The 20,372-nt window shown below is 65.4% G+C and carries 19 protein-coding genes and 1 pseudogene; 14 read left to right on the top strand and 6 right to left on the bottom strand.

Translation table 11 applies throughout. The features are described from left to right. Positions 1–13 precede the first annotated feature (13 nt). Positions 14–592, top strand: a pseudogene (locus tag AB0N05_RS32850) (peroxiredoxin); the annotation flags it as partial. Here AB0N05_RS32850 and AB0N05_RS32845 read toward each other — a convergent pair. After that, a complete protein-coding gene (locus AB0N05_RS32845; protein WP_364701171.1) occupies positions 589–1,974 on the bottom strand; it encodes an FAD-binding oxidoreductase in 1,386 nt (461 codons plus the stop codon). The pseudogene AB0N05_RS32850 and the gene AB0N05_RS32845 overlap by 4 nt on opposite strands. A 10-nt stretch (positions 1,975–1,984) precedes the next feature. Beyond that, entirely contained in the window at positions 1,985–3,061 is a 1,077-nt protein-coding gene (locus AB0N05_RS32840; protein WP_364701169.1) for a sigma-70 family RNA polymerase sigma factor, read from the bottom strand. A 117-nt stretch (positions 3,062–3,178) separates the two neighbouring features. On the opposite strand from AB0N05_RS32840, the gene AB0N05_RS32835 reads away from it, so the two are divergent. The 5 genes from AB0N05_RS32835 (at position 3,179) to AB0N05_RS32815 (ending at position 9,342) form a co-directional block, all read left to right on the top strand. Next, positions 3,179–3,724 (top strand): dihydrofolate reductase family protein, encoded by a 546-nt coding sequence (locus AB0N05_RS32835; RefSeq protein ID WP_364701167.1) that lies wholly within the window; start codon positions 3,179–3,181, stop codon positions 3,722–3,724. Between the two features lie 70 nt (positions 3,725–3,794). Then, positions 3,795–5,246 carry an amidase gene (locus AB0N05_RS32830; RefSeq protein ID WP_364701165.1) on the top strand — a complete coding sequence of 484 codons (1,452 nt, stop codon included), beginning with the start codon at positions 3,795–3,797 and terminating at the stop codon, positions 5,244–5,246. A gap of 192 nt (positions 5,247–5,438) precedes the next feature. Next, positions 5,439–7,634 (top strand): RNA polymerase recycling motor ATPase HelR, encoded by a 2,196-nt coding sequence (helR, locus tag AB0N05_RS32825; RefSeq protein ID WP_364701163.1) that lies wholly within the window; start codon positions 5,439–5,441, stop codon positions 7,632–7,634. 188 nt (positions 7,635–7,822) lie between these two features. Beyond that, the gene (locus AB0N05_RS32820) at positions 7,823–8,872 is read left to right on the top strand and encodes an alpha/beta hydrolase (protein WP_364701161.1); all 1,050 of its coding nucleotides are present in this window, start codon (positions 7,823–7,825) and stop codon (positions 8,870–8,872) included. Positions 8,873–8,961: 89 nt separating this feature from the next. After that, positions 8,962–9,342: a hypothetical protein gene (locus AB0N05_RS32815; RefSeq protein WP_364701159.1), complete on the top strand. Its 381-nt coding sequence runs from the start codon at positions 8,962–8,964 to the stop codon at positions 9,340–9,342. A gap of 181 nt (positions 9,343–9,523) precedes the next feature. Here AB0N05_RS32815 and AB0N05_RS32810 read toward each other — a convergent pair whose 3' ends face one another. After that, positions 9,524–10,456, bottom strand: coding sequence for an alpha/beta hydrolase (locus AB0N05_RS32810; RefSeq protein ID WP_364701157.1), 933 nt, complete (start codon positions 10,454–10,456; stop codon positions 9,524–9,526). A gap of 90 nt (positions 10,457–10,546) precedes the next feature. Between AB0N05_RS32810 and AB0N05_RS32805 the strand changes: the two genes are divergently transcribed. The 3 genes from AB0N05_RS32805 to AB0N05_RS32795 all read left to right on the top strand — a co-directional run bounded on the left by AB0N05_RS32805 (position 10,547) and on the right by AB0N05_RS32795 (position 13,487). Further along, on the top strand, positions 10,547–10,915 hold the full coding sequence (locus tag AB0N05_RS32805; RefSeq protein WP_364701155.1) for a MazG nucleotide pyrophosphohydrolase domain-containing protein: 369 nt from the start codon (positions 10,547–10,549) through the stop codon (positions 10,913–10,915). Positions 10,916–11,212: 297 nt separating this feature from the next. Then, entirely contained in the window at positions 11,213–12,979 is a 1,767-nt protein-coding gene (locus tag AB0N05_RS32800) for an MFS transporter (RefSeq protein WP_364701153.1), read from the top strand. 28 nt (positions 12,980–13,007) lie between these two features. Beyond that, positions 13,008–13,487 (top strand): MarR family transcriptional regulator, encoded by a 480-nt coding sequence (locus tag AB0N05_RS32795; RefSeq protein WP_364701151.1) that lies wholly within the window; start codon positions 13,008–13,010, stop codon positions 13,485–13,487. A gap of 113 nt (positions 13,488–13,600) precedes the next feature. On the opposite strand, the gene AB0N05_RS32790 is transcribed toward AB0N05_RS32795, so the two are convergent. Continuing rightward, positions 13,601–14,242: an NAD(P)H-dependent oxidoreductase gene (locus tag AB0N05_RS32790; RefSeq protein WP_364701149.1), complete on the bottom strand. Its 642-nt coding sequence runs from the start codon at positions 14,240–14,242 to the stop codon at positions 13,601–13,603. Positions 14,243–14,418: 176 nt separating this feature from the next. Here AB0N05_RS32790 and AB0N05_RS32785 point away from each other — a divergent pair, with 176 nt between their 5' ends. Further along, on the top strand, positions 14,419–14,751 hold the full coding sequence (locus AB0N05_RS32785; RefSeq protein WP_364701668.1) for a helix-turn-helix domain-containing protein: 333 nt from the start codon (positions 14,419–14,421) through the stop codon (positions 14,749–14,751). 68 nt (positions 14,752–14,819) lie between these two features. Here the strand turns inward: AB0N05_RS32785 and AB0N05_RS32780 are convergent, their stop codons facing one another. Then, positions 14,820–15,539 carry a TetR/AcrR family transcriptional regulator gene (locus tag AB0N05_RS32780; RefSeq protein ID WP_364701147.1) on the bottom strand — a complete coding sequence of 240 codons (720 nt, stop codon included), beginning with the start codon at positions 15,537–15,539 and terminating at the stop codon, positions 14,820–14,822. Positions 15,540–15,634: 95 nt separating this feature from the next. On the opposite strand from AB0N05_RS32780, the gene AB0N05_RS32775 reads away from it, so the two are divergent. Further along, on the top strand, positions 15,635–16,759 hold the full coding sequence (locus tag AB0N05_RS32775; RefSeq protein ID WP_364701145.1) for an FAD-dependent monooxygenase: 1,125 nt from the start codon (positions 15,635–15,637) through the stop codon (positions 16,757–16,759). A 50-nt stretch (positions 16,760–16,809) separates the two neighbouring features. On the opposite strand, the gene AB0N05_RS32770 is transcribed toward AB0N05_RS32775, so the two are convergent. Then, positions 16,810–17,238, bottom strand: a complete 429-nt coding sequence (locus AB0N05_RS32770; protein ID WP_364701143.1) for a CBS domain-containing protein — start codon at positions 17,236–17,238, stop codon at positions 16,810–16,812. Between the two features lie 272 nt (positions 17,239–17,510). Between AB0N05_RS32770 and AB0N05_RS32765 the strand changes: the two genes are divergently transcribed. The 3 genes from AB0N05_RS32765 to AB0N05_RS32755 are packed head-to-tail and all read left to right on the top strand — an operon-like array spanning position 17,511 to position 20,355. Then, a complete protein-coding gene (locus AB0N05_RS32765; RefSeq protein ID WP_364701141.1) occupies positions 17,511–18,488 on the top strand; it encodes a hypothetical protein in 978 nt (325 codons plus the stop codon). A 5-nt stretch (positions 18,489–18,493) separates the two neighbouring features. After that, on the top strand, positions 18,494–19,528 hold the full coding sequence (locus AB0N05_RS32760) for a hypothetical protein (protein ID WP_364701139.1): 1,035 nt from the start codon (positions 18,494–18,496) through the stop codon (positions 19,526–19,528). Further along, positions 19,525–20,355 carry a hypothetical protein gene (locus AB0N05_RS32755; RefSeq protein WP_364701137.1) on the top strand — a complete coding sequence of 277 codons (831 nt, stop codon included), beginning with the start codon at positions 19,525–19,527 and terminating at the stop codon, positions 20,353–20,355. The genes AB0N05_RS32760 and AB0N05_RS32755 overlap by 4 nt, the downstream gene beginning before the upstream one ends. The last annotated feature ends 17 nt before the right edge of the window (positions 20,356–20,372 follow it).

Below are 20,372 nucleotides of genomic sequence, written 5' to 3'. Positions count from 1 at the left end.
CGAGCAGAAGGCGGACCTGTCCGCGCTCCCCTCGGACCTACCCGCCCCGATCGACGATGGCGCGGCGGCGCATCTGTCGGGGCGACAGATGCCTGATCTTGTTCTGGACAGCACGGACGGGACGGCAGTCGATCTTGCTGCGTTGGGGGCGGGTCGGACGGTGCTGTATCTGTATCCGATGACTGGCAGACCGGGTGCTGAGCTCCCCGAGGGCTGGAATGACATTCCGGGAGCTCGGGGGTGTACCGCGCAGGCCTGTGATTTCCGGAATCACCACGGAGAGTTGCTGGCGGCCGGGGCTCGGCATGTGTTCGGGTTGTCTACGCAGGAGTCGGATTACCAGCGGGAAGCGGTTGAGCGGCTGCATCTTCCGTTCGCGATGCTGTCCGACGCGGAGTTGCGGCTGGCTGGTGCGCTGGCGGTGCCGACCTTCGAGGTTGATGGGGAGAGGCTGTACCGGCGGATGACGCTTGTGGTTCGTGACGGGGTGATCGAGTACGTCTTCTATCCGGTGTTTCCGCCGGATCGGCACGCGGATGAAGTGCTCGGGTGGCTGCGTGACAATCCGGCGGAAGGCTCAGCTGCGGACTAGGTGCGGGGAGCGGGCTCGCCGTCGACCAGGCGGAGGCGGCGGGCCAGGTCCGAGACGAAAATGTGTTCCGGGTCTGCGGCGTCGCGGATTTTGCGCCATTCCTCGAGGCGGGGGTACATGGCGCGGATCATTTCGGGGGTGGTTCGGGAGTCCTTGGCGAAGTAGAGGCGGCCACCGGCGTCGAGGACTCGGTGGTCGAGGTCGGTGCAGAAGTCGCCGAGGCCTCGTTTGAGCGGGAAGTCGAGACTCAGCATGTAGCCGGGGTGCGGCCAGGACAGCGGGGCCTGGTTGCCGGGGCCCATGCGTTTGAACACATTGAGGAACGAGCGGTGGCCGGAGTGGGCGATCGCCCGGACCGCCTCGGCCAGTTGCTGTTCCGCGCCGAACGGCATCGAGAACTGGTATTGCATGAAACCGCGACGGCCGTAGGCGCGATTCCATTCTCCGAGCAGGTCGAGCGGGTGGTAGAACTGCGTCAGGTTCTGGATGTGGCCTCGGGCCTGTTTGGGGTAGAAGCGGTAGGCCACTTCGGAGGCGAGGCGGGTGGTGAAGTTATTGACCATGCCGTTGGGGAAGATGTCCGGCACGGTGAACAGTTGCGGCGCATCGAATTTGAGGGGATCGCCGCGCAGTTCGGCCGGGAGTTCATCCAACTTGGCCAAGGAGCCGCGGCTGAAGCCCGCGCGGCCCAGCTTGGAGCCGGTGCTGATGGTGTCGGGCACCGACATCGAGTACTCGTAACCGTCATCGGAACCGCCGGTGAGCAGTTCCATGGTCTCTTCGAGATTATTGGTGCGGTCATTGTCGACAATGAAGTACGCGGACTCGGTGTGCTTCATGCGAACCCGTGCGCGCACGATGATGCCGGTCAACCCCATGCCACCCACTGTGGCCCAGAACAGTTGGGCGTCAACGCCTTCCGGAGTGAGCGTGCGCAACGAACCATCGGCCATGAGCAGATCCATCGACAGCACGTGATTGCCGAAACTGCCATGCGAGTGATGATTCTTGCCGTGAATATCGGAGGCGATCGCGCCCCCGACGGTGACCTGACGGGTGCCCGGCAGAACCGGCACCCACAACCCGTGCGGCAGCACCGCCCGCATCAGCCGATCCAGGCTCACCCCGGCATCCACATCGACCACGCCGCTATCCGGATCGATCACGTGGATCCGCCCGAACGCGGTCATATCCACCACGAGCCCGCCGCCATTCTGCGCCGGATCCCCATAACTGCGCCCAAGCCCCCGCGCAATAACCCCGCGCGGCCCCGCCTGCCTGAGCGCCTGTGCGACCGTGTCGATATCGGGTGTGGAAAGCACATCCGCGGTGGTAGCCGCGGTGCGACTCCAGCCGGTCAGCCGCCGTTGTTGGATCGCCACTGATCCCCCTTTAGTGAAATTCACTCTCGCCACCGTAGCGCCGGATCGGCTCCACCGCAGGGAGCGAGCGCGGCAGCCCGAACCACGGCAGCGCACTGTTCTCGAAACGAGTCATGGCGCTGATCCGGTCACCGGCCAGGGTGAGCACCATGAGACCGGTGCCGTGCCGAATGCCATTGGGGGCAGTCAGATATGCCCCGAACGCGGGCTGACCATTGGCCCGGGTCGGCACCAGGCTGAGCGTCCGTCCCGAGGCGAAGAGCAGGGCGCAGAAGCGGGCGACCGCATCGCGGCCTTCGTACTCGAAGGGCATGGGCGGCATAGACACGAAGGCGTCATCGGTCAGCAATGCCACCAGCGCGTCCAGATCGGCCGACTCGTACGCGGTGACGAACCTCGCCACGATCGCATCCTCGGCGGGTGACTCGGGTGTGGGCGGGCGTTCCCGGTCGAGCGGTGGAAGCCGGTGTCGCAAGCTGGTGCGCGCCCGCTTCAATGCGCTATTGACCGATTCGACAGTCGAATCCAGCATCCCCGCCACCTCGCTCGCACGAAATCCGAGCACGTCGCGCAGGATCAGGACGGCCAGCTGACGAGGCGGCAGCACTTGCAGGGCGGTCACGAAGGCGAGGGAAATGGATTCGGTCTGCTCATAGCGCGCCTCCGGGCCCGGCGGCATATCGACCGCACCGGTCAGCAGCGCATCGGGAAACGGCTGGAGCCAGACGATTTCGCCGAGCCGGGTCGGCTCCGGCGGTTCGATTCCGGCAATATCCCACTCCTTGGCGATTCGCCGACCCGCCGCACGACGCACATTGAGACACCGATTGGTGGCAATCCGGTACAGCCAGGTCCGCAGCGAGGCCCTTCCCTCGAACCCGTCGAGTCCCTGCCATGCGGTGAGCAGCGTGTCCTGTAGCGCGTCCTCGGCATCCTGAAACGATCCGAGCATCCGATAGCAGTGCACCTGTAGCTCGCGCAGATGCGGCGCGGTCGCCGCCCGGAACGCCTCGCCGTCCCCGGCTCGCGCCTTCGAAAGCAGTTCCGCTGTCGCGCTTCTCGCGGTAGCATTCACGTCTTCGCTCACGTCGTCCTCGTCTTCCTGCGGCTGGTCACACCTTCCATCGGTATAGACACCGCCCGCGGCCCGAACTGGGCGCTCGCCGAACGCCCATTTCCTCGACGGCCCGGTGTCTACCTCATCATGAGAAAGCTGATCGTTTCGACCTATATGACTCTGGACGGGAAAGTGGACGGGATCCAGGATTGGGCACCCGCCTTCAACACGGACGAGGCGGTGAAGTACCACACCGAATTGCTCGCGGACAGCGATGGATTGCTCTTGGGCCGCAAGACCTATGACATTTTCGCCGCCGTGTGGCCTTCGCGTGCAGGGCAGCTGGCCTACGCCGACCAGCTCAACACCATGCCCAAGTACGTAGCCTCGACCACGCTCGAGCAGCCCGCGTGGGAGAACTCCCATCTGCTCGAAGGCGATATCCCGAAAGCCGTCGCCGAACTCAAGGAGCAACCCGGCCGGAACCTGATCCTCTACGGCTGCCACGACCTCATGCACAGCCTCCTGCCTCACGACCTCATCGACGAATACCGCATCTTGGTCTGCCCGGTCCTGCTCGGGCAGGGGCGAAGCTTCCTCGATAATGGTTCGGAGCGGGTGAATCTCGAACTGGTCGACAGCGTTTCGACTGCTTCGGGAATGGCGATCAACGCGTACCGGCCCGTGCGGTAGCCGGATGTCACCCAGCGCTTGAATCATGTTCTGCCGGAACATGATTCAAGCGCGTGTATACAATCTCGCCATGCCCGGAACTGAGTTTGCCACTCTGCGTGATCAGGTGGCCGCATTGCAGGCGAGGGCCGTTTCGGCCGTCGAACTGCTGGAGCAGACAATCGCGCGGATCGAAACGTACGACGACAAGGTGAACGCTGTCGTGGTGCGGGATTTCGACCGCGCACGTACCGCCGCGAAGGAGGCCGACGCGGCGTTGGCCCGCGGCGAGCGCGCACCACTGCTCGGCGTGCCGATCGCAGTGAAGGAATCCTTCAATGTCGCCGGTCTGCCGACCACCTGGGGATTTCCCGATGCCGAGGGCTGGCAGCCCGCCGAGGATGCGGCGCTGGTGACGCGGGTCAAGGCCGCGGGCGCGGTCGTGGTCGGCAAGACCAATGTGCCGCGGGCACTGCATGACTGGCAGTCCTATAACGACATCTATGGCACTACGAACAATCCGTGGGACCTGACGCGCTCGCCCGGTGGCTCATCGGGCGGCTCGGCGGCGGCGCTTGCGGCCGGGTATGTCTCGCTTGCGCTCGGTTCCGATATCGGCGGATCGCTGCGGGTTCCGGCGCATTTCTGCGGCGTCTACTCGCACAAACCGTCACGGACACTGCTGCCCGGCCGGGGACATATACCGCCCCGGACGCCCGCGACGTCCGCTCCGCAAGACCTCCCGGTGGTCGGGCCCATGACGCGAAGCGCTGCCGATCTGACATTGGCGACCCTGCTGCTGGCAGGCCCCGACGAGGTGGAGGCGGTCGCATACAAGCTGGCGCTGCCACCACCGCGCGCCGCCGAGCTGGAGAACTTCCGGGTGTTGGTGATCGACACTCATCCGCTCTTGCCGACGTCGACCGTCATCCGAGACGGCTTCGATCGGATCGTGCAGGGACTCGAGAAGGCCGGTGCCACGGTCGCCCGGGAAAGTGACCTGCTGCCCGATCTCACACTGACCGCGAACACCTACGCGACGCTGCTCATGTCGCAGTTCGGCGCGGATGTGCCAGCCGAGGCCTACCGAGCGCTGCAAGCCGTCGAAATTCCGCCGGAGGACAACACGCTGGAGGCGGTCACCCGTCGAGCGTTCGCCGCCACGCACGCGGACTGGATCCGGGCGGATCGCGTCCGCATCGATCTAACCAGCCAGTGGCGGCGTCTCTTCCGCGACTTCGATGTGGTGCTGTGCCCGATCACGCCCACGGTGGCCTTCCCACATGACCATTCGGACGTGAACACCCGCACGATCGAAATCGATGGCACCCCACACCCATACGGCCGCCACCTGGTCTGGGCGAGTATCGCGACACTGCTCGGGTTGCCCGCGACCGCGGCACCGATCGGGCGCTCTCCGGAAGGGCTGCCCTTCGGCATGCAGATCATCGGCCCGTTCCTCGAGGATCACACCACCCTGAGGTTCGCGGAATTGATCGAGCAGGAGTTCGGAGGATTCACCCCACCGCCCGGGTTCGCATAAAGCGCCTGAGAACAACGAAGGGAAAGGAGTAATCACTCCTTTCCCTTTTCAATATATAACGCACCCGGGGACTTGCGGCAAGGCCCCCGTGGTGCCGCATACTCGCTGATTCAAGCCTGAACCTGCGGCTGATTTCTTCAAGTAAATGGGAGTTACGAGTTGCGACACGATCCGTACCGAAACGAGGGGCGCATGACGGCTCAGGGGTTCGACGGCGAGTTGCGGTCCGAGCGGACCTACGTGGAGGGGCTGTACGCGCGGCTGGATGCCGAGCGGGCGCGAGCGAAGGGACTGTACGGCGAGGCTCTCAAGAGTAAGGGCGGGGCACTCGTCGATCGAGATGTCGAGGTCCGGGCGCTGAACAAGGAAGTCAGGCGGCTCGACGTAGCCGATAATGGGCTGTGCTTCGGGCGGCTCGACACGCTCGACGGCGAGGCCTCCTACATCGGGCGCATCGGGCTCTTCGACGAAGCGAACGAGTACGAACCCTTGCTGCTGGATTGGCGGGCACCGGCCTCGCGGGCGTTCTATACCGCCACCGCCGCCAACCCGGAGAACATGAGCCGACGCCGCCAATTCCACTCTCGCGGGCGGACTGTGGTCGATTTCACCGATGAAGTGCTCGGCCGCCCGAGTGGTGACGAACACGGCGGGGATGCGGCGCTGCTGGCGGCGGTCAACGCACCGCGCGGCGAGGGCATGCGCGATATCGTCGCCACGATCCAGGCCGAGCAGGACCAGATCATCCGGCTCGACCACCCCGGCGTGCTGGTGATCGAAGGCGGTCCCGGCACCGGCAAGACCGTGGTGGCGCTGCACCGGGTCGCATACCTGCTCTACACCCAGCGCGAGCGGATCGAACGCCACGGTGTGCTCGTGGTCGGCCCGAATCCGGCCTTCCTGAACCACATCGGACGCGTACTGCCATCGCTGGGCGAGTCCGACGTGGTGTTCATGACCACCGGTGACATCGTGCCCGGCATGCATGTCACCGCCGATGACGCTCCGGAAGCCGCGCGGCTCAAGGGATCTCTGAAGATTCTGGATGTGTTGAAGGCCGCGATCGCGGACCGGCAGCGCCTGCCGGAGGTGCCGATCGAGATCGACCTGGCCGATATCACGGTGCGGATCGACGCTGCCACGGCCGAGTGGGCTCGCGACGAGGCGCGTGCCAGCGGGCGGGCGCACAATGAGGCCCGCCCGGCATTCATCGAGATCATCACCTATGTCCTCACCGAGCGTGCGATCGCCAAGATCGGCAAGGGCTGGCTGAGCCGGTCGGACAAGGAAGCCTGGGAGGAGATGCGCACGGATCTGCTCCAGGAGCTCGCGGAGAACGAGAGGTTCCTCGCCGCACTCGACGAGCTCTGGCCGATCCTGACTCCAGAAACTCTTCTCGCAGAACTGTATTCGTCGCCCGAACGGCTGCGTGCCGCCGGTGCCGACCAGGCGCTGTGGCGCGCCGATGGCGAAGCCTGGACGGTATCGGACACTCCGCTCCTCGATGAACTCGTCGACCTGCTGGGCCGCGACAAGGCGGCGGACCGTGCCGCCGAACAAGCCGCCGAGCGCGAACGTAAGGCCGAGGCAGAATACGCCGCCGGTGTCATGGACATCCTGGTCGACCGCGCCGACATGATGGACGACGAAGACCATCTCTTCGCCACCGACCTCCTGTACGCCGAGGATCTCGCCGACCGCTTCGTCGAACGCGACACTCGCGAACTCGCCGAACGCGCCGCCGCGGACCGTGATTGGACCTATCGTCACGTCGTCGTGGACGAGGCCCAGGAACTCTCCGAAATGGACTGGCGAGTCCTCATGCGCCGCTGCCCCAGCCGATCCTTCACGGTCGTAGGCGATCTCGCCCAACGCCGGACTTCGGCCGGAGCGACCTCGTGGGCCACCATGCTCGACCCGTACGTCCCCAACCGCTGGGTTTACCGCTCGCTCACGGTGAACTACCGCACCCCGGCGGAAATCATGTCCGTCGCCGCAGCGGTTCTCGCCGAGTTCGCCCCCGACGTCAAGCCTCCGGAGTCGGTTCGTTCCTGCGGTGTGCAGCCTTGGTCGCGTGAGGTCACCGAGAACGAACTGTCCACTGCCATTGAGGAATTCGTCCGGGATGAAGCCGGTCGCGAGGGCACCAGCGTGGTGATCGGCCCACCCGGCATGCCCGGAACCGTCCCCGCGTCGGAAACCAAGGGGCTCGAGTTCGACGCCGTCATGCTGGTCGACCCGGACCGAATCCTCGACGGCCCCCGTGGCGCGGCCGAACTCTATGTGGCCCTGACCCGCGCCACCCAGCGCCTCGGCGTCCTGCACCAGAACCCACTGCCCCAGGTCCTGTCCGGCCTCACCGAAGTCGGAACCCCGGTCCAGGCATAGCGCTTCGTGCACGGCCTCCGGCTACATGCCGGAGGCCGGTCCCGCTTTCCACCGCTAACGAACTATCTGTTACGCTCTGTAACATCTTTGACCAGGGGTGTAGCGCGAAATGGGGCTGCGCGACCACGTGGAGGGACTGACATCCGCATGACATCAGCACGGCTCGCACACGGCAGGCGGTACGCCCGATGATTCCCGGCACCCTGCCCCTCGCGCTGCGCAACAGCTGGGCGCTGACCTTCGGCGGCGGCGTGGAAGCGCCCGTCAGAACACCCTCGACGGTCCTCTACGACCGCCCGCATCAGCAGCTCCGGCGATTCGACCGCGGCACCCCCGCCATCGGCAATCCGGTCCTGCTGGTCCCGCCGCTCGCGGTCGACGCCTCCTGCTACGACCTGCGCCCCGGCCAAAGCCTGGCCCAATTCCTGCTCGACACCGGCAGACAGCCCTACGTGATCGACTACGGCCGCATGACCGAGGCAGACCGCGACCTAGGCTTCGAGCACTGGATCGACGAAATCCTCCCCACCGCAATCGAATCCGTCAGCGCCGAGCATGAGGGCGCACCCGTCGACATCATCTCCTGGTCCCTGGGCGGCATCCTCTCCCTCCTGACCGCCGCCGACCGCGCCGACCTCCCCCTGGCCTCAGTCACCGCCCTCGGCACCCCGATCAACTTCGCGAAGAACATCCCACTCGCACCCGTCCGTCTATTCGGAAAACTCACAGGCGGCCGCGAAATCGACTATGCCACCGCCCTATTCGGCGGCATCCCCGCCTTCGCCGTCCAAGCCGGATTCCGCGCATCGGCCTTCACCCGCGAACTCACCCGCCCCTGGTTCATCGCCCGCAATATCACCGGCACCGAAGCCCTCGCCCGCATGGAAGCGATCGACCGATTCATCGACGCCATGCCCGGCTACCCCGGCCGCGTCTACCGCCAGCTCTACAAACAGGTGATCCTCCGCAACCAGCTAGCCTCCGGAACCATCCAGCTCAACAAAGACCGGGCAATAGAACTAGCCAAACTCACCTGCCGAGTCCACCTGATAGCCAGCCGCACAGACCATCTCGCCCCCGCCCCCACCGTCTCCTCCGGCACCGGCGTCTTCCCCTCAGCCAAAGAAGTCGTCTACAACGAGGTAACCGACACCAACCACCTAGCCCTCATCGCCGGTTCCGACGCCGCCACCACCACCTGGCCCTTCATCGACCAATTCCTCAGCGGTACGCGCTGAGTAGCCCAACCCCAGTCATTCGATTGCCGGAAGGTAGCCATACAGTGGGTGACGCCTAGTTCCGGAGTTTCCCCAGGGAAGGTGCCGAAATGAATGCTCGGGTAATCAGCGCTTTGATGGTCGCAACGGGGGCTGTCGCGGTCTCGCTCACCGGCGTCGGAGTGGCACAGGCGCAGGAATTCGCGGCTGGCGTGAATTGCACCGGGATGACCTGCACGAACGACAACGATGAGCCATACACGGTCTCAGGTGTCGCCTTCTGCCTGACCAACCCATACACAGCCCCCACCGTCCCCGGCCAGCCCCCCGCAGCCCAAACCCAGTACACCAACGGCTTCAGCGGCGTAGTCGGCCCACATTCAACCCTCACCTTCAACCCAGGATGCCGCGGCGGCGACAGCCTGACCGGCTTCGCAATCAACGGCGCCGCCCCCGGCGCCGCGGTACCCCCGTCCGGCTCTGGAGGCTGAGCTTCCTGTCTCCACTCGATGCGGCGAGGGCTGGAATTTCATCCAGACCCCGCCGGGCATCGATGCGGCGTCTCCAGGATGTCTATGCGACGCGGCAAGGCGAGACGTTGCTCTCGGCGTGCTCGGGCCGACCTATTGACGGGCCTACTGCCCGTCGCCGAACGGATGCGGGTGCGGATGCTTAGCGCGGCAAGGGGTTCGGGTGTCGGCTCAGGTGGCCGTCGAGCCAGGTGTGGATGTCGTCGAGTGCGGCCTGGGCCATCGGGGTCGGGTGGCCGGTGAACCCGTGGGGCGAGTCAGGGTAGACGCGGAGATCAACGTCCGCACCGCAGGCTGATAGTCGAGCGGCCATGGCCAGGTTGTCCTGAAGCAGGATGTCGGCGGTGCCGACGACCATGAGGATCGGGGGCAGGTTGGACAGGTCGGCGTAGATCGGCGACAGGTCCGGGTCTGTCCGGTCCGGTGCCGCCCCGGCATAGGCGTCGAGGAAATACTCGTCGGCGATCAGGCGTCCCGCCGGTGTTTGTGCGCTCAGGTCATAGGTTCCGAACTGCAGCACAGCACAGTTGAACTCGGTGATTCCCCGATTACGCAGGCGCAGCAGTGTCTTCATCGCCAGTGTTGCGCCAGCTGACGCGCCGCCGACAGCGAGCTTCGTTGTGCCGAAACGCTCCTGGGCATGCTCAACGAGCCAGAGTGCGGCGGTTTCGCAATCGTCGGGAGCGGCCGGCCACGGGTGCTCGGGCGCGAGCCGATAGTCCACGCTCACCACCGCGATGCCGAGTGTGTCGGCGAGTCGACGGTTGCGGACGTCGCCGGCGGCGGCCGAACCCATGTAGAAACCGCCCCCGTGGATCTCCAAGAACACCCCTTTCACCGTCGTGTCCACTGGAGTGTGGATCCGCAGCGTGGCGCTGCGTCCATCGACAGTGACGAACTCTTCGACGGCTGGCGGGTTCGCTGGGGCAGGGCTGGCGACAGCGGCTCGGAATGCGCGAAGTTCCTCCGAACTGTTCGGACCTCGTCCGGCCGGACGCTTTTCGTAGAACGCGCGCGACTGGTCAGCAAGAAGCCGTCGGCGAGGGTCGATCAGATTTGTCAGTCCGAGGTCCACGGATACCCACCATACGGATCGCTGGTTTTCGCCCGAGGATCTGCGGAACGAGGGCGATGACATCTGACCTGTTGCGGCCCAGTAGATCTGGTGAGCGCTGATAGACATGGCGGCGTGGACATTCACGAACTTCAGACGCAGGCGATCACAATCCATGACCTCTACGACGCGTTGAACCTCGCCGAGCGGGGCCGGACTTGGACCCGCGCGGACTTCATGCTCGGTTTCGTCGGCGATGTCGGCGACCTCGCGAAGCTGGTCATGGCCGCCGAAGGCACCCGTGAAATGCCCGGGGGCCGCGGCGCATTGGAACACGAACTCGCCGACTGCCTTTGGTCCGTACTGATCCTTGCCCACCGCTACGAGGTGGACCTCGAAGCGGTGTTCACCAAAACCATGAACGAACTCCAGGACAACATCACAGCCAGGCTGGCCGACCAACCGAGTCCGCAACCGTAGGGCCGCGCAACCGCTGCGTCTCAATGCTGAATCAAGACGCCAACTGGTACGTGAGCGACACGGTCGGTTGCCGACAGAGATCGGCATTGCGATCTGGCTTCGCCGGTTCAGCTGGGTCAAGACACGCAGTCCCAGTACTACCGCCACTGAAGGCCACTTCGAACGTCAATGCAGTCGACTTCGAACATCAACACCTCAGGTCTCGGTGAGTGGGGCCCGTCACTGTTTCTTTAGTTAGCAACATGCAACTATATTGGGGAGCTGTTTGCACGTTCGTTTCGCTTCTGGGAGGCAAAGTTGGCTGCGGCCCCCACCACCGATCTCGATGACGGTGATGTTCAGACCATTCGGCGACGGTTGCGCGTCGATCGCGATCATCCGCACTACAAGTGGGTGGCGCTGTCCAATACGACCCTGGGCATGCTCATGGTCACCATCAACTCGTCGATCGTGATCATCTCGCTGCCTGCGATCTTTCGGGGGATCGATCTGAATCCGCTGGAACCTGGGAATGTGAGCTACCTGTTGTGGCTGCTCATGGGGTTTCTGTTGACCTCTGCGGTGCTGGTGGTGCTGTTCGGGCGGCTGGGCGACATGTTCGGGCGGGTGCGGATCTACAACCTCGGGTTCGTGGTGTTCACGGTGTGCGCGGTGGCGTTGACATTCGATCCGTTCGATCACGGGAGCGGGGCGCTGTGGTTGATCGGGTGGCGAGTGGTTCAGGGCGTCGGCGGGGCGATGTTGATGGCCAACTCGGCGGCCATCCTGACCGATGCGTTCCCGGCCAACCAGCGCGGTGTGGCGCTGGGGATCAATCAGGTTGCGGCCGTGGCGGGTTCATTCCTGGGGCTGCTGGTCGGTGGGTTGTTGTCGGAGTGGGATTGGAAGGCGATCTTCTGGGTGAGCGTGCCGTTCGGCATTCTCGGTACCATCTGGTCGTACCGGTCGCTGCATGACTCCGGCGTGCGCACTCCGGGGTCGCTCGATCTGCCGGGAACCGTGACCTTCGCGCTCGGACTCACCGCCCTGCTCACCGGCATCACGTATGGCATTCAGCCGCACGGTGATTCGAAGACCGGGTGGGACAATCCGTGGGTGCTGGCGGCCGTGTTCGGCGGCATCGCGCTGCTGATCCTGTTCTGCTACATCGAATCCAAGGTGGAGCAGCCGATGTTCCATCTGGCGCTGTTCAAGAACCGCGCGTTCGGGCTGGGCAACCTCGCGAGCCTGATGGCGTCGGTGAGCCGCGGCGGCATGCAGTTCATGCTGATCATCTGGTTGCAGGGCATCTGGTTGCCGTTGCACGGGTACGACTTCGAATCCACTCCCCTATGGGCCGGTATCTACATGCTGCCGTTAACCCTGGGCTTCCTGGTGTCGGGCCCGCTCTCAGGCTGGCTGAGCGACCGGTTCGGCGGGCGTTGGTTCACCACCGGCGGGCTCACGCTGGCCGCGGTCACCTTCGTACTGCTGGTGATCATCCCGGTCGACTTCAACTACTGGCTGTTCGCGCTGCTCATCCTGCTCAATGGCCTCGGCACCGGCATCTTCACCTCGCCGAACACCGCCGAGATCATGTCCGCGGTCCCGGCCTCGCAGCGTGGCGTCGCCTCCGGCATGCGGGCCACGCTGATGAACGGCGGCATGGCGCTGTCGATCGGCGTGTTCTTCTCGCTCATGATCGTCGGCCTGTCCGGAACCCTGCCCGGCGCAATGGATTCCGGCCTGCGCGAGCAGGGCGTGCCCGCGAATGTGGCGGGCCAGATCGCGGATATGCCGCCCGTGGGCAGCCTGTTCGCCACGTTCCTCGGCTACAACCCGTTCAAGGAACTGCTCGGCCCCAGCGGCACGCTCGACAAGCCGGGCGTCAAGGCCGACGTGCTGACCGGGCAGGAGTTCTTCCCGCACTTGATTTCCGGCCCCTTCCACTCGGGTCTGGTGGTCGTGTTCCTCGCGGCCGCGATTATGATGCTGGTCGGAGCGGTGGCGTCGTGGTTCGCCGGCGGCGGGAAGGCACCCGACGAGGCCGAGGAACTGCGTGAGGCTGCCCGCGCCGGAATCTGATCCGATAAGCCAGGAGGCAGCGCTACCCGTGAGCTACGAGCCGACGAGTCTCGCCGACAGGTCCGCGGAGGTGCCGGCCCCCGGCCAGCTCACCGAGGCGGCCGAGCTCTACCACGCGATCGGCAGACTGCTTCGGTTACTGCGCCACGCAGGCGACCTCGGGGCCCTGAGCCCCGGGGCCGCCTCGGCGCTCGCCTCCCTGGCTCGGACCGGCCCCATGCGCCTGAGCGATCTCGCGAACATCGAACGAGTCAGCGCCCCCACCATGTCGCGCATGGTCACCGGCCTCGAGAAGGCGGGCTACCTCGTCCGCGACGCCGACCCCGAAGACGGCCGAGCCCAACTCCTCAGCGCCACAACACAGGCGCACGACCTCGTCAACGGCCTCACCTCCGCCCGCATCCAACGCTTCGCCGCGGCAATCGAACACCTCGACGGCCAGCAACGCGAAACCCTCATGACCTCCCTGAGCACCTTGATCACCGCACTGGACCAAGACCCGGCCTGATCACTGGGCCCGGCGGTAGTCGAATGTCGGTGCCTGCCGGTAACTTTCGACACATACTGATCGAATCAGTAGCTCATAGTGATCGATCGCCTTGTGGGCTGGTCGGGAGCGGGTCAGGCGGCGGATCGGCCGGATAGGGCCGAGCCCAGGCGGCGGGCCTGGTTGTGCGACTCGAGCATGGACGTCTCGTGCAGCGGCAGTAGCGGCGTCATCCCAGGCACATGCGGAGCCATGGTGAGTTCGGGAGTGATGACAGTGAGGTCGAGACCCAGGATGGGTTCTCCCAGAATGTGTTCCAGCGTCGGTACTAGATGGTCCATGCCTTCCTTCGGGGTGCCCGGTCCATAGCCGCCGCCACGGGCGGAGATCACCACGGCGGGGCGACCGGCCGTCGACACGGGCTCTGTGAGGCTCATGGTGCGGCCGACGACCAGGATCTGGTCGAGCCACGCCTTGAACACCGATGGCACGGTGAGGTTGTACAGCGGCACGGTGAACAGGTAAGCGTCGGCGCCGAGGAACTCCTCGATCAGCTCGTCCTGGATTGCCAGCGCCTCGGCCTCCTCGGCGGTGCGGTCGGCGGGGTCGGTGACGCGAGCGGTGACGCCCGCCGCGCTCAGATGTGGCACGGGGGTAAGGGCCAGGTCGCGGTGAACGACCGGCCCCTGCCACTCGTCACGGAAGGACTGGGCGACCTGACGGGAGATGGATCCCTCGCCGAGTGCGGAAGCATCGATGTGGAGCAGGTACGACATGAGAGGTTCCTCCAATTCATACTTTTTGTTCGTGGCGCCATACTGGACCAGTATTGGAGGCGATACAAAAGGCACAGCGGTGTGCGTGACGGAGAGGAATGTGTGCCATGGAGGTCAGCGACAGTTCGGGAGCGGCGGCCGCGGCAGGCCCGTGCGCGAACATCCCCGCCGAGCAGATGGATTTCATTCGCACGGTCCTCGACCGCGTCGGAGACAAGTGGAGTCTCCTCGTCATCGCCACGCTCGACGCCGGACCCCTGCGCTACACCGACGTGCATTATCGAGTCCCCGGCATCTCCCAGCGCATGCTCACCCTCACCCTGCGCCAACTCCAGCAGGACGGCCTGATCACGCGCACCGCCTACGCCGAAGTCCCCCCGCGCGTGGAGTACACCCTCACCCCCCTCGGGCGCGGTCTCCACGAGATCGTCGCCTCCCTGATCGGCTGGGCCACCGCCCATCACGACGAGATTCGTGACCACCGCGCACACGCCACCGCCACACCCTGAGGGATCGTGTCAGCGATGCCCTCGGTGATCGGGAAATTCGAGTCCGCGGATCGCGGTGGCGTACTTGATCATGCGGGTCGCAGGTTGTTCATGAGTTGGCCGAGGGCGAAATTGAAGCGGTCGTGGCTGGTGCCGGAGATCAGGGCGGCGGCGTGGCGGCGAGTGTGCGGGAATTGGTCGGCGGGGAGTGCGGTGAAGCGGTCCAGGAGTTCCTCGTGGGTGAGTACCCAGTCCTGGTCCGGGTTGCGGCGGCGTTGCTGGACCAGGGACTGCTCCAATGCGTAGCCACTGACGTAGAGGGACAGGGCGTCGCGGGCCCATCCGGCGGTCTTGGGTTCGACGCCGCCTGCGAGCAGGATTGCCAGGATTCCTTCGCCGACGCGCAGGGTTTCCAGGTTGGTCGAGACCATGGCCAGGGCGGCGCGGGAGATTCCGGGGTATTTCAGGTATAGGTCGCGGATCTGCGTGTACACATCGAGCAGCTGCTCGCGCCAAGCGGCCGGGTTCGGTTCGGGGAGAACGACTTCGGCGTAGAGCCTGCCGATCAGTAGATCGTCGATGTCGTTCTTGTTGACAATGTGCGCGTAGAGCGATGACGGACCGGTGCCGAGCAGGGTGGCGACACGGCGGATGGTCAGCGCGTCGTATCCCTCGGTGGCGACGACTTCCAGGGCCGCGTCGGTGATGCGGTCGGTAGTGATCGGCTTCTTGCGTGGTGCCGATGCGGCGGCCTCCGTTGCGGGTTGGGCGTGGCGAGCTGCGCGACGTTGGCGGGGATCGGCGGACATGTCGGCCACTATAGCTTGATACGAACTTAGTTCGTTGCGTAGAACTTAGATCGTCATAACGAACTAAGTTCGTGTCGATGTTTCGGAGGTGCGTGATGCGAGTTTCCGTTGTCGGAGCCGGTCTGGGAGGTCTGGCTCTCGCGCAGGGGCTGCGTGGGGCCGGGATCGAGGCCGAGGTGTTCGAGCGCGATCCGGGGATCGTCGCCCGTTTCCAGGGCTATCGGCTCGTGTTGAACCCGATCGGTTTTCAGGCGGTGCGCGATTGCCTGCCGACGCGCTGGCATTCGCTGCTGGACGAGATCGTCATGGAGGCTTCCGCCGAACAGCTGATCCTGGACCCGCAGCTGAACGAGATCGGCAGGCTCGGCGCGAGCCGGACCGGCATCGTGGTCGACCGCCAGGTGCTGCGGCACCTCTTGTTAACCGGCCTCACCGTGCACACCGATGCCGCGTTGACCGGCTATGGCTTGCTGGCCGACGGCAGTGTTCAGGCCCGTTTCGCCCGCCGCGACCCGGTCACCTCCGACCTGCTCGTCGGCGCGGACGGCGTCACCTCCCCGGTGCGCGGACAGTTGTCGCCGCAGACCACTCCGACCGACACCGGCGTCCGGTTCGTCATCGGCCGTACCCCGCTGACCGACGAGTTCGCCGTGCTGTCCAAGGCTTTCGGCTCGAAGATCGCGGGCGATGGCGTCAGCCTGCTGCTCGGCGCGATGCGCTTCCGCACTCCGCCCAAGCAGGCCGCCGAACAACTGGCCCCCGAGATCACGCTGCCGGATATCGGCGACTACGTGCGCTGGGCCATGATCCTGCCGCCGAATGGCTCGCTGGAGAACCTGACCGCGCAGGACGCCGTGCTGTCCAGGATGGAAGGTTGGCACCCGGAGTTGCGCGCGCTGATCGAACAGGCCGACCCGGACAATAGTGCGCTGCTGTCGATCCGGGTGGTCAAGCCCGGCGCGCGCTGGGCTTCCGGCCCGGTCACGCTGCTCGGCGACGCGATCCACGCCACCTCCCCGACCGGTGGCAATGGCGCGAATACCGCGCTGCGCGATGCCGACCTGCTGCGCCGCTGCCTCATCGAGGCCAACGAAGGCCGCCGGGATCTGCTCGGCGCGGTCGACGATTACGAGCGGCAGATGTTCGAGTACGGCGCGGAGGCCGTGCGCAGCAGCCTGGAGAGGCTGCCCGCGTTCGCCCCCGGAGCGACACTGTCCTGAGGCCGAAACTGCACCTTGTGCAATCGAATTGGCAGCCGGAGACCCGGGGCTCAGCTTTGGATGTAGCGGACCAGTTGTTCGCGTTCGGTTTCCAGCTCGGAGATCTGGCTCTTCACTACGTCGCCGATGCTGACTATGCCGATCATGCGGCCGTCCTCCATGACGGGGAGGTGCCGGATGCGGTGTTTGGTCATCGTTGCATTGAGTGTCGCGACGTGATCTTCGGGTGAGCAGGTGTGGACTATCGCGGTCATGATGTCGGAGACCGGGGCGTCCAGGACTGCCGCACCGTCTCTGTGGAGACATCGGACGATGTCTCGTTCGGAGACTATGCCGGACATGATCGCCGCATCGGGTGAGACCACCACCGCGCCGACATTGTGTGCCGCCAGCACTCTCAGCAACTCACGCACTGTTGCATTCGGTGCAATCGTGACTATGTCCGAGCCCTTACGCCGCAAGATTTCCGAGATTCGCAATATGCCCACCGCCCAACCGATCGGGTTTATCGATGTCTCTCAGGATCTCGCGATTTCGAGCGTATGACCAGCAATGATTACGATCCGATACTTAATCAATTCGTCTGTGTCATATATCCGGTAGGGGTTGCGTCGGGGGTGAAGGGGCGGTGTCCCAGGGTTTGCCGGGGTTCGGTTCACGATGGTTTCAACCCGGGACTTTCCGGGTTTCTCGAGTTCCGATGGTGTCTGCTGCCGGATAACCGGATCCCGCACCAATCGAAGGACGCCCCATGGGTCGGAACTCTTATCGGATTTTCGCCGCGTTCGCCGTTCTCGGCCTGTCGGCGCTTGCCGCGCCGCCCGCTTCCGCCGAGCCCGCGGCGTTGAACGGGCTGTTCGCACTCTCGCCGGGGGTTTGCTCAGGGGGCTCGGTGACGGGCAGTTTCTTCAGGATGATTCTGCCGACCGGGGATGCGGGTGGGCCGTATCTGCAGAACAGTGACTCGCGATGCAGTGATCAGACGGTGACGCCGCTGTCGGCGGGCAGTGACGGCGGGTTGGTCAGTGGCGGGTATCAGCCGCAGCCCGCGGCGGCATTCGATGCCGCGGGGAATGCGCAGTCGGGGCGGGTGACCACGCCGGTGCGGTTCTATGGCGTCGATTTCGCGACCGCGACGAATCCGACCGATCCGCAGACTGGGGGCGGTACCGGGGTGCCGCAGCTCTACTCCGACGGCGGGAACATCTCGGGTGATCTGAGCAGTCTTGGAGTCACCTGGAACAACCAGGTGTTCAATCAGGGCTCGCCCAAGCCGGGCGGCGGACTGCCCGGGAAGACCAGTCCGATCAGCGGAAGCATCGACGGGGCGGGCAATTTCGTCATCGAATGGACGAGTCAGATCGTGGGCGGGCCGTTCAATAACTTCACCGGGTTGTGGCATTTGGCGGGGCAGTATCGGGGCGGATCGGTGCCGCAGGCGGCTCCGGCGGCCTCGCCGTTGGCGACCACGCCGGGCGCTCCCGCGGCCGCTGTACCTGCGGCTCCGGTACCCGGTGCGTCGACGGACAGTGCGCCGGGCGCGGCGGTGGCTGCACCCGTTGCACAGTCGCAGCCGGTGCAGGCAGACCCGGTGCTCGCCACGAAAACCGTCGAAATCGCACGTGGACATGACTATCCGGGCTGGCTGGTGCCCGGACTGGTCGTGCTCGCCGTGGTGGCGGTCGGCGCGTTCTTCGGGGCGGACCGCTTAGCGAACCGAAAACGATGACCGCCGTGACGTCGCCACGCAGTTCGGCGTCGGAGAGCTCGGGGCTGCCCGCGTATTCGGATTTCGTCTCGAATCGCGAAGCGCCGCCGCCACCTCCGGCGACGAGGTGGCCATTCGTGGTGCTCATCGTGGTCGGCACGCTGCTGGTCCTGGCGCCCATTGTGACCGGGATGTTCCCGCGAGCGGTCAAGGGCGAAGCCATGATCGACTCGTTCGCGCCGCACGTCACGCAGTCGCGCATCGAGGACTATCGAACCGATCTGCGGGTGCTCGATGACGCCAGAACCAACGTGATCGCGCTGCGGGCCGCCGGTCAGGAGCAGGGCCGATCCGGTCGCGTCGACCAGTTCGTCAATGACTACCCGGGGATCCGGTCGGACATGTCCGAGATGGTCGATGCGATCGACGCCAATCGGGGCAACTACGAAAAGCTCGCCGGAATACCGCCGTTCGGTGATCTCCCGTGGCTGCTCGCCCTGCCGGGCCTGGTGTTGATCGTGGCCGGGGCGTTCGGCCTACGTCGTGCGCAGGCAGGTAATCGCGCGCTCGCGTGGCGATCGACGGCCGCGGTCGCCGCCCTCGCGCTGATAGCGGTTCCCCTTGTGGGAGGCCTGTTCCCCGCCGCGCCCGCCGCGCAACCGCTGATCGACGGCTTCCGGCCGATCCTCACCCACGACGAGGTACGCAAGGTCCAAGGCTATTTCGTCACGTTGGTCGCGGCCGACGGCGAATTGAACAGCACCTACACCGGCGCGGTCCGCACCGCACACCCCGACGCCGACCTGACCGGCATCACCGCCCTCGAATCCCGATGGCAGCCGATGACGTCCCGATTCGCGGGATTGATCGGCGTCATGAACGACAACATCGTCAACTTCGATGCCGTCGTCGCACTGAACGACTCGACGAAACCGCTCGGCTTCACCGCATTCCGCGGATTGGGCTGGTTCTTCCTGTTGCCCGGCGTGCTGGCCTTGGTCGCCGCGGCATCCGCGATCCGCTCGCCGAGTCGGCCGAAACCAGGAGGTGGCTCGTTATGAGGGCACGTATGACGATCGCGGCGACCGTGGTGGCCGCCTTGACCCTGGTGTTGCCCGGATGTTCCAGCAGCGAGGGCGATACCGCGAAATCGGGCGCGCCCGAACAGCTCATCGGATTGCTGCGGTTCACACCGGGTGCGGTCAGCGGCGACACCGTCACCGGCACCTGGTTCCGGATGGCGCAGCCGGGCGGGACGCCGGAGCAGGGCCCGTACATGCCCAATGGCGATTCGCCCGCCCAAGGCGGCGCGACCACGCTGCTCGAGCCGGGCACCGCCGGCGGGCTGCGCGTCGGAGCATTCCAGAGCGAGCCCAAGCCCGGTTTCGCGCACGGCAATTCACTGTCCGCGTCGATCACCAAGCCGACCAAGTTCTTCGCCGTCGAGTTCGGCATCTCCACCAACCCGGTCGATCCGCAGACCCAGCGCGAGGTGTCACCGCCGACCGTCACCCGTGAGGGCGACAAGCTCACGGCGAACCTCGCCTCCTGGGCGGCGTCCTGGAACGACCAGGAGTTCAATCAGGGCGCGCCGAAGCCACCGGAACGTCAGGGCGCGCAGGTCGCGGGTGCCGAACAGGTGCAGAAGGTTTGGGATTTCGTCGCCCACGAATGGTTCGACCGCCCGAAATCCGACGCTACGCAAGGCCCCTCCGCGACCGGCACCTACGACCCCGGCACCCGCCACTTCACCTTGCAATGGACCAGCCTGATCGTGGGCGGCCCATTCAATGGTTTCACCGGCGTCTGGCATCTGGAAGGCGTCTTCGAACCCGACGCCGCCGCACCGTCCGCGCCACCCACATCGCCTGCGGCACAGCCGAAATAGCCCCGAGAAGGACACGA

It is taken from the genome of Nocardia sp. NPDC051030 (assembly GCF_040683015.1).
Classification (GTDB): Bacteria; Actinomycetota; Actinomycetes; order Mycobacteriales; family Mycobacteriaceae; genus Nocardia.
This window is presented reverse-complemented; position numbering and strand designations above follow the sequence as displayed.